8 protein-coding genes and 1 tRNA gene are annotated in these 8,956 nt (G+C 65.0%); 5 read left to right on the top strand and 4 right to left on the bottom strand.

Annotated elements, in window-relative coordinates:
• Nucleotides 1-127 precede the first annotated feature (127 nt).
• A complete protein-coding gene (locus C6W92_RS05915) occupies nt 128-649 on the top strand; it encodes an arsenate reductase (azurin) small subunit (protein ID WP_129432099.1) in 522 nt (173 codons plus the stop codon).
• A 13-nt stretch (nt 650-662) separates the two neighbouring features.
• Entirely contained in the window at nt 663-3,128 is a 2,466-nt protein-coding gene (locus C6W92_RS05920; RefSeq protein ID WP_129432100.1) for an arsenate reductase (azurin) large subunit, read from the top strand.
• A gap of 485 nt (nt 3,129-3,613) precedes the next feature.
• Here the strand turns inward: C6W92_RS05920 and C6W92_RS05930 are convergent.
• Nucleotides 3,614-3,687: transfer RNA gene (locus C6W92_RS05930), tRNA-Cys, on the bottom strand.
• A gap of 150 nt (nt 3,688-3,837) precedes the next feature.
• On the opposite strand from C6W92_RS05930, the gene C6W92_RS05935 reads away from it, so the two are divergent.
• Nucleotides 3,838-4,491: a protein-L-isoaspartate O-methyltransferase gene (locus tag C6W92_RS05935; protein WP_129432101.1), complete on the top strand. Its 654-nt coding sequence runs from the start codon at nt 3,838-3,840 to the stop codon at nt 4,489-4,491.
• A 303-nt stretch (nt 4,492-4,794) separates the two neighbouring features.
• Nucleotides 4,795-5,739: a hypothetical protein gene (locus C6W92_RS05940; RefSeq protein WP_129432102.1), complete on the top strand. Its 945-nt coding sequence runs from the start codon at nt 4,795-4,797 to the stop codon at nt 5,737-5,739.
• Here the strand turns inward: C6W92_RS05940 and C6W92_RS05945 are convergent.
• Nucleotides 5,724-7,202, bottom strand: coding sequence for a cobyric acid synthase (locus C6W92_RS05945; RefSeq protein WP_129432103.1), 1,479 nt, complete (start codon nt 7,200-7,202; stop codon nt 5,724-5,726). The two genes, C6W92_RS05940 and C6W92_RS05945, sit on opposite strands and share 16 nt — an antisense overlap.
• A 79-nt stretch (nt 7,203-7,281) precedes the next feature.
• Nucleotides 7,282-7,602, bottom strand: a complete 321-nt coding sequence (locus C6W92_RS05950; protein WP_104016974.1) for a DUF6280 family protein — start codon at nt 7,600-7,602, stop codon at nt 7,282-7,284.
• Nucleotides 7,603-7,816: 214 nt separating this feature from the next.
• Here C6W92_RS05950 and efp point away from each other — a divergent pair, with 214 nt between their 5' ends.
• Nucleotides 7,817-8,380, top strand: coding sequence for an elongation factor P (efp, locus tag C6W92_RS05955; RefSeq protein WP_104016973.1), 564 nt, complete (start codon nt 7,817-7,819; stop codon nt 8,378-8,380).
• 12 nt (nt 8,381-8,392) lie between these two features.
• Here efp and C6W92_RS05960 read toward each other — a convergent pair whose 3' ends face one another.
• Nucleotides 8,393-8,815, bottom strand: a complete 423-nt coding sequence (locus tag C6W92_RS05960; RefSeq protein ID WP_129432104.1) for a DUF1810 domain-containing protein — start codon at nt 8,813-8,815, stop codon at nt 8,393-8,395.
• Nucleotides 8,816-8,956: the final 141 nt, after the last annotated feature.

Consider the following 8,956-nt stretch of genomic DNA (forward strand, 5'->3'; position numbering starts at 1 on the left):
TTCCGAACATCTAAAATTCTTCATGATATTCAACGCTTAGCCGCGCCGCAGAATGAGCGCCAAGACTGTCGTGGCTTGCGCGTGGAGGCCCTATCCTTGTTGCCATAGCAAGGGAGGAGCCAAGCCAATGAAATGTAATCGACTGGTCGATGCGGGCCGTCGTCAGTTCCTGCGCGGGGGCCTTGGGGCCACGGCGGGCGCTGCGGCGAGCGTTGTCATGGGAACGAGCGACGCCAAGGCGCAAACGGCGCTCGCGCGGGTGGACTATCCCGCAAACCGGCTGGCCAACGTGGCCGACCTGGCCGTGAACGAGCCGATGGACGTGGCCTACCCGGATGCCGACAGCCCCGGTGTCCTGCTCAAGCTGGGGCAGGCGGTCGATGGTGGCGTGGGCCCCGATGGCGATATCGTCGCCTTCTCGGTCCTGTGCCCGCACAAGGGCTGGTATCTGAGCTACAACGGCGAGGACCGCACCTTCAATTGCCCCGGCCACCATTCGCGCTTCGATGCCGAGGCGGGCGGACAGCAGGTCTGGGGCCATGCCACCAACAACCTGCCGCAATTCGTGCTGCGCGTCGACGGCGCCGGCGACATTTATGCCGAGGGCGTGGACGAGCTGATCTACGGTCGCCTGTCGAACACGCTCTGAGAGAGGAAATTCAATGGCTTACAAGAGACAAGTGGACCGTCTGCCGATCATTCCCGCGGACGCCAAGGAACATAACGTCACCTGCCATTACTGCATCGTCGGATGCGGCTACAAGGCCTACACCTGGCCGATGAACAAGCAGGGCGGCACCGCGCCGAACCAGAACAAGTTCGGCGTCGATCTGTCCGAACAGCAATTCCAGGACACAGAGGCGTGGTATGCGCCCTCGATGTACAACATCGTCAAACAGGACGGGAAGGACGTGCAACTCGTCGTCAAGCCGGATGCGAATTGCGTCGTCAATTCCGGGCTCGGCTCGATCCGTGGCGCGCGCATGGCCGAGAACCGGCCCTCCGATGTCTCTGGCACGCAGCTTCAACGCCTGAGCGATCCGCTCGTGTGGCGCAACGGGACATGGCAGCCGACATCGTGGGACGACGCGCTCGACCTCGTCGCGCGGGTCACGGCGCGGGTGGTGACCGAAGGCTCGGAGGACGATCTCGTCGTGTCGATGTTCGACCATGGCGGCAGCGCCGGCGGATATGAGAATACCTGGGCCACCGGCAAGCTCTATTTCGAGAGCATGAAGGTCAAGAACTGCCGTATCCACAACCGCCCGGCCTATAATTCCGAGGTGCATTCAACCCGCGACATGGGGGTGGGCGAGCTCAACAACAGCTATTCCGATTACGAGATCACCGACACGATCTTCATGATCGGGGCCAATTCGATGGAGACGCAGACCAATCTCTATCTCAACCACATGGTGCCCGGCCTTCAGAACGGCGCCAAGTTCATCATGGTCGACCCGCGCCGCACCGTCACCGTGCATTCCTCCGAGCAATGGGCAGGCAAGGAGAACGTGCTGCACCTCGCGATCAACGAGGGCAGCGACATGGTGCTGTTCAACGCCATCCTGACCCATATCGTCGATCAGGGTTGGACGGATGACGACTTCATCGCCGCCTCGACCTTTCAGGGCAGCGAGGCGGTGGCGCAGGACAGTGCCCATCCCGCGAGCCTGGGCAGTCTCGATCATGCGATGCAGGACTGCCGGACGTCGCTGGATGAGGCGGCGGAGATCTGCGGTGTGGCCGCGGCCGACATCCAAAAGGCCGCCGAATGGATCGCCAAGCCGCATGACGATGGCAGCCGCCGCAAATGCGCGACGGCCTACGAGAAAGGCATCATCTGGGGCAACGACAACTATCGCACCATCGGCGCGCTGGTGAACATCGCGCTGGCCACCGGCAATGTGGGCCGCGAAGGCGGCGGCGTGTGCCGTCTGGGCGGGCACCAGGAGGGCTACTATCGCCCCGCCGATGGCCATGTGGGCCGTCCCGCGGAATATGTCGACCAGTTCCTGATCCGGGGTCTGGGCGGGGTGCACCATATCTGGGCCTGCGACCACCACAAGACCACGCTCAACGCCGCCGAGTTCAAGCGCGTGCACAAGCGCCGCGCGGACATGGTCAAGGACGCGATCGACGGTGCTGCGGGCGGCACGCGCGAGCAGGTGGTCGACGCGATCGTCTCGGCGATCAGTGCGGGTGGCCTCTTCGTGGTGGATGTGGACATCATCCACAGCCAGATCGGTCAGAACGCGCATGTCATCCTGCCCGCCTGCGAATCGAACGAGATGAACCTCACCTCGATGAACGGCGAGCGGCGGTTGCGTCTCAGCGAGCGCTACATGGACCCCTACGGCAATTCGCGCCCCGACTGCCTTATCGCCGCCGGGATCGCGCAGCACATGGAGCGCGTCCTGCGCGAGATGGGCGAAGGAGCCTATGCCGACCAGTTCCAGGGCTATGACTGGCAGACCGAGGAAGACGCCTTCATGGACGGGTACAATGCGGGCAATCCCGAAGTGACCTATGAGCGGCTGCGCGCGGCGGGCAACAACGGCGTGCAGGAGCCGGTCAGCGGCTACGAGAACGGCACGCTTGTCGGCACCGAGCGGCTTTATGCCGATGGCACGTTCGACCGGCACGGGCGCGACGACGGCAAGGCGCTGTTCTGCGCCGCCGGGTGGCGCGGCTGGCAGGCGCCGGGCAAGGCCCGCGAAAAGGCCGCGCACAAGTACTGGATCAACAACGTCCGGGCCAACATATTCTGGCAGAACCAGTTCCTCGACCAGAAGAACCAGTTCATCCAGGACCGCTTCCCCTATCCGTTCATCGAGATGAACCCCGAAGACATGGTCGAGGAAGGGCTGAACCCCGGTGACCTGATCGAGATCATCAACGACAACGGCGTGACGCAGGGCATGGCCTATCCCACGGCCACCGCCAGGCGCGGGCAGGTCGCGATGGTCTTCGGCTCGCCCGCGGGCAGCCAGGGTAACGTGATCAATCCGGGCGTGAACGAACTGGTGCTGCCAAACTACAAGCACTGTTGGGGCGATATCCGCAAGATATCGAATGCCACCCACGAAACGGCGGGGATCACCTTCAAGTCGAAGGAAGTCACGCTCTGACCGGCTGATCCAGGAAACGCCCGCCCCGCGTCACGGGGCGGGCACGCAATCGTCAGGGCGACAGCGGGCCGGGTCTTGACGCCCGGGAACGCGACAATCGGATCCTCCCCGGAAGTTGCAGGCAAGCGCCGTTCGAGGTTCTGGGCACGTTCACTGACATCGAAAACAGGGCGAAGGCGGACCGCCCTCAACTTCTTGCGGCGATGGAGTTACCCCGCCGCGAGGGCGCCGCCCTGCCGGTAGCCAGGCTTGACCGGATCAGCCGTTCGGTGGCGTTCACCGCTGGGCTGTTGAAGGATAATCGTGCCAGCTACATCTTCGCGAGGCGCGTACGCCGATTTATCTTGCATCAAGGTAGCCCCAACCGGTTTGCCGACCGAAGTGCGGCCGGGGGCAATTGCGCGCAAGCTGAATGATTTGCTTGGATAGTGCCTACATGAGCCCGGAGGTCCACGCGATGCATCCGCCAAGCCACTGATTCTAAATGGAGGCGAGTACCGGAATCGAACCGGTGTACACGGATTTGCAATCCGCTGCGTAACCACTCCGCCAACTCGCCCCGATGTGGTGGCGTTTCGGTTATCCCATCCACTTCTTCGGTGCAAGAGGGACCGAGGTGTTTTGCCGGTAGGGGGCGCAGGGAGATTGCCGCCATGCGGCAGATGTGTCAGAACCCCTCCATGGATTCATCAAGACGAGAGTTCCGCCGATGACCGATTTCACCGCGCGCCGCACCATGATGGTGGATACGCAGGTCCGCCCCTCGGACGTGACCAAGTTCCCGATTATCGACGCCATGCTGCGCGTCCCGCGCGAGGCCTTCGTTCCGGCACGGATGCGCGAGGTGGCCTACCTGGGCGAGAATCTCGACCTCGGGGCCTCGCGGGTCGTGCTGGCGCCGCGGACGCTGGCCAAGATGCTCGACGCTCTCGATATCGAGGGGGACGACCTGGTACTCGATATCGGCCCGGCGCATGGCTATTCGGCGGCGGTCATCGCGCGGCTGGCCGAGGCCGTCGTCGGGGTCGAGGACGATCCCGCGCTGGTCGAAGAGGCGCAGCGCGCGCTGGGCGATGCCGGCGCCGACAACGTGGTGATGGTCGAGGGCGCATTGTCCGCCGGGGCACCGGATCATGGTCCCTACGACGTGATCCTCGTCGAGGGCGCGATCGAGCATCTGCCCGAGGCAATCACCGGGCAGCTCAAGGAGGGCGGGCGCATCGCGTGCCTGTTTTCCGAGGATGCGCTGGGCGTGATCCGCATCGGCTACAAGATCGACGGCCGGATGAACTGGCGCTACGCGTTCAACGCCGGCGCGCCGGTGCTGCCCGGGTTCGAACGTCACGCGGCATTCACGCTATAAGCGGAAACGGGCGCGAAGCCAGGGGTGAGCCATCGCTCCCATTGCCGGATAGACTCGGTGCAGAACAGGACTGCCCGGTGATGAGACCTGTCTTGTCGTGGCGGCGCATCATGTGGGGATGCCGGTCTCTCTCGCTCCTTGGGAAATAACGCAGACCACGACACTGCGCCCTCTCGATCTTGTGCGTGACCTCATCCGGTATTGCGCAGCACGCGCAAGATAAAGAACTGAAAAATTTCCGAATAGGTTGTGCGAATACACCTGCGCGGGTAAACTGCTCGCGAGGCAAGAATGGTAACAGGCATGTCGGACCCGGTCGCAAATGTGGATATCGAGGATGTCCTGTCGTCGATTCGCCGACTCGTGTCGAACGGGCCGGAGAAGGATGGCAAGGCGTCGAAGGAGGCGCGCGGGGAAGAGCGGCTCGTGCTGACGCCGTCGCAGCGCATTGATGACTCAGAGCCATCGGAGAGCGGTGAACGGTCGGATCGCGCGACCTCTGCATTGGCAGGGCTGACCGAGGCTCATCCGCCTGAACCCGGGCCGTCGCTTGAGGCCGAGTCCGTGGCCGCGCCCGAGTCCGAGGAACGCGGCCCGGAAGATGACGTTGCCGATGTTCTGTCAGGGGTCGATACCGATACCGAGACCGATACCGATACCGCAGCCGAGGACGATATTGCCGCGTTGTCGCTGACACTGTCTGACCAGGGCGGGGATGCGCAGGCCGAGGCTGCACCCGGCGCGGGCGAAACCGATAGCGGCAAACCCGAAGACGGGACCGACACCCCCAGCGACGACGAGGACGCCGCGCTTGAGGGGATAGCCGCGATGTTCGCCCGGCACGAATCAACCACGCCGAGCGCGTGGGAGCCCGATGGCGACGATGAGGATGCCTTTGCTGATCATGCTGCGGCCCCGTCGCTTGAATGGCGCGATGTCGATGATACCGACGAGGACGATGGGTACGACAAGATCCTCGCCGGTTCGGATCATCCCGAAGAGACAGAACCGCGCGAGGAGGGCCGCGCGTTTGCCCGCGACTGGGATGCCGAGGCGCGCGAGACGGAAGACAACGCCTTTGCCATCGACGACGAGGCCCTGCTCGACGAGGAGGCGCTGCGCGACCTCGTGGCAGAGATCGTGCGCGAGGAACTCATGGGCACGCTGGGTGAGCGGATCACCCGCAACGTGCGAAAGCTGGTGCGCCGCGAGATCCACCGCGCCCTAAACTCTCAGGATTTCGACTGATCCTCCGGCGCGATCACCGGCTCTGCCGCGAGCGACAGAAGCCGATCCACGTCGAGATGTGTCTCCAGGTGCCGGGCAAGCGCGTCGAGCGTGGTGTCGACTGCATCCTCATATAGCAAATCCGACACCGCGCCGAGATCGGCCAGGTACGCGGCGCGAAACGCGTCCTCGGCGAAAAGTCCGTGCAGGTAGGTGCCCTGAACCCGGCCATCGGGCGATTGCGCGCCTTCGCGCCGGTCGCCCACGCACAGCCAGCCGCGTTCGCAATCGGGGCCGACGGTTTCGCCCAGATGAATCTCGTAGCCCCGCACCGGCGTGCCCGAGGGCTCGTGCCGCGCCTCTGTGAGGCCCAGCCGCTTGTGCGGTTGTAGCACCGTCTCGACATCGAGATGGCCCAGCCCTTCGACCGCGCCGGGCGGGCCCTCGATCCCGTCGGGGTCGGCGACGCGGCGGCCCAGCATCTGGTAGCCGCCGCAAACGCCCAGCACCCGGCCCCTGCGCCGGACATGGGCGGCAAGGTCGATATCCCAGCCATTGGCGCGGAAATCCTCCAGGTCGGCGATGGTGGATTTGCTGCCCGCGACAAGGATCAGGTCGGCATCGGCGGGCAGGGGACGGCCCGGCGGGATGATATCCAGCGTGACGCCCGGCTCGCCTGCAAGCGGCGTCAGATCGTCGAAATTGGCGATCCGGCCTAGCTGCGGCACGGCGATGCGGCAGGCCCCGCCCCGCGACGACGCAAGGTCTTGCACGTCCTCGGGCGGCAAGCGCCAGGCGTGCTCGAACCACGGCACCACGCCCAGCGAGGGCCAGCCGGTGCGCGCGGCGATGGCGCGTTCGCCGTCCGCGAAAAGCGAGATGTCGCCTCGGAACTTGTTGACCGCGAAGCCCCGGATCATCGCCGCATCGTCGGGATCGAGCACCGCCTGTGTGCCGACGATCTGCGCGATCACCCCGCCGCGGTCGATATCGCCAACGAGGATCACCGGCACCCCGGCGGCGCGGGCAAAGCCCATGTTGGCGATGTCACCGGCGCGCAGGTTGATCTCGGCGGGACTGCCCGCGCCCTCCACGAGGATCAGATCGGCGCTACGGCCAAGCCGGGAAAAGCTGTCGAGCACCGCACCCATCAGGCGCGGCTTTTCCCGCGTGTAGCCCCACGCGCCGAGGCTGCCCACCGGGTGGCCCTGCACGATGACCTGCGCGCCATGCGCGCCCTCGGGCTTGAGCAGCACGGGGTTCATGTGCGTCAGGGGGGTGCGTCCCGCCGCGCGGGCCTGCAGTGCCTGCGCGCGCCCGATCTCGCCGCCATCCCCGGTCACGGCGGCGTTGTTGGACATGTTCTGCGGCTTGAACGGCGCGACGCTGATCCCGCGCCGCAGGCAGGCCCGCGCCAGCCCCGCCACCAAGAGCGACTTGCCGACATTCGAGCCGGCGCCCTGGATCATGATCGCGCGCGTCATGTGGCCATCCCCGCCTGCGGCAAAGCAAAGGCCCCGCCGCGTGCGACGGGGCCGGATCGGCGATCTTGCGCCGTGACGCTCAGGCGGCTTCGGCCTGCGCTGCGGCGTGGCGACGCTCGCTTTCCTCGCGCGACAGTGCGACCGAGGTGCGCACCCCCTTGCCGACGAATTCCATCAGCCCGGAAACGACGCGCTCGTTGGGGTCGATCCCGGCACAGGACAGCACCTCGCGCCCATCGCGCGATCGCGCCCAGCGGGCGATCTGCTCGGGGCCATTGCCGTATTTCTTGTCATCGGCGATGGCATCGTCGAGCGCGGCCAGAACCACGGCCGCAAAGAGTTTACGCGCACGGTTTCCCTGTTCGGCGTTGAAAGCCGTGCCATCAACGAAATCCTTCATGCTTCGTCCTGTTCTTATTGCTCTTGCGTTTCGGGCGTGACGGCGGTTATGACGCGTTTTGATCGATTCGGATAGAGCGTAGATGCATAGCATCTATGCAAAATACGCATGGCTTGCGCTGCCTCGAATCGAACTATGGGTGTCTTGCCCCCGTGCATCACGCGAGATATAGGACCGCGAGACACGATATCAACCTTTTGACACGGTTCGGACCATGCCCAAGATCAACGGAAACGAGATTCGCCCCGGCAACGTGCTGGAGCATAACGGCGGCCTCTGGGCCGCGGTCAAGGTGGACCACGTCAAGCCCGGCAAGGGCGGTGCCTTCGCGCAGGTCGAGATGCGAAATCTGCGCAACGGGTCCAAGCTCAACGAGCGCTTCCGCAGCGCCGACAAGGTCGAGCGCGTGCGCCTCGAACAGAAGGATCAGCAGTTCCTCTACCAGGAGGGCGAGAACCTGATCTTCATGGATACCGAGACCTATGAGCAGATCCAGCTTCCCGCCGAAATCCTCGGCGAGCGCCGCCCCTTCCTGCAGGACGGCATGACCATCACGGTAGAGTTCCACGAGAGCGAGGCGCTCAACGCGTCGCTGCCGCAAAAGGTCACCTGCCGCGTGGTCGAGACAGAGCCGGTGGTCAAGGGTCAGACCGCCGCCAACAGCTTCAAGCCCGCCGTGCTCGACAACGGGGTAAAGGTGATGGTGCCGCCCTTCGTCGGTCAGGACGAGGACATCGTCGTCAACACAGAGACGATGGAATACGCCGAGCGCGCCTGAGCGCGGGGCGCTCTAGCGATCCAATTCGGCCAGCGTCAGCGGGCAGGGGGCCCCGTCGTAAAACACGTCGAGGATCGCGCGAAATTCCGGCCCGCCGCCCGCCTCGTCGAATAGCGTGGCCGACGATCGCAGCTTGAGCGCATCCGTCCCCCCGAGGATCGCCTCCGCGCTTTTATCCTCATGTGACAGCATGGCGCGCGTGGCCTCGTGCAGGCGCGGCCCAAGCACTGGATGCGCGAGATAGTCCCGCGCCTCCTCCAGCCCCGCGAGCCCGTAATACTTTGCCGTGATCGACCGGCCGAGCGCGGCGAGTTGCGGAAAGATGAACCACATCCAATGCGTCACCTTCCACCCCGCTCGTAGCTCGGCAAGCGCGGTGGGCCAGCTGCCCTCCTGCGCCTTGACGAAGCGAGAGAGGTCAGACGCGGGCGTCATTGACTCACCATATAGTGGGGCAGGGCGGGTCGTCCAGACGGGCCGCCCCGCCCGTCATCCTCCCGCCGTCATCCTCGGCCCCGACCCGAGGACCTCTCACCCCCCAACACACCCCCCGTCATCCTCGGGCTCGACCCGAGG

Origin of the sequence: Roseovarius sp. A46, assembly GCF_004126395.1 — a bacterium.
GTDB lineage: Bacteria > Pseudomonadota > Alphaproteobacteria > Rhodobacterales > Rhodobacteraceae > Roseovarius > Roseovarius nitratireducens.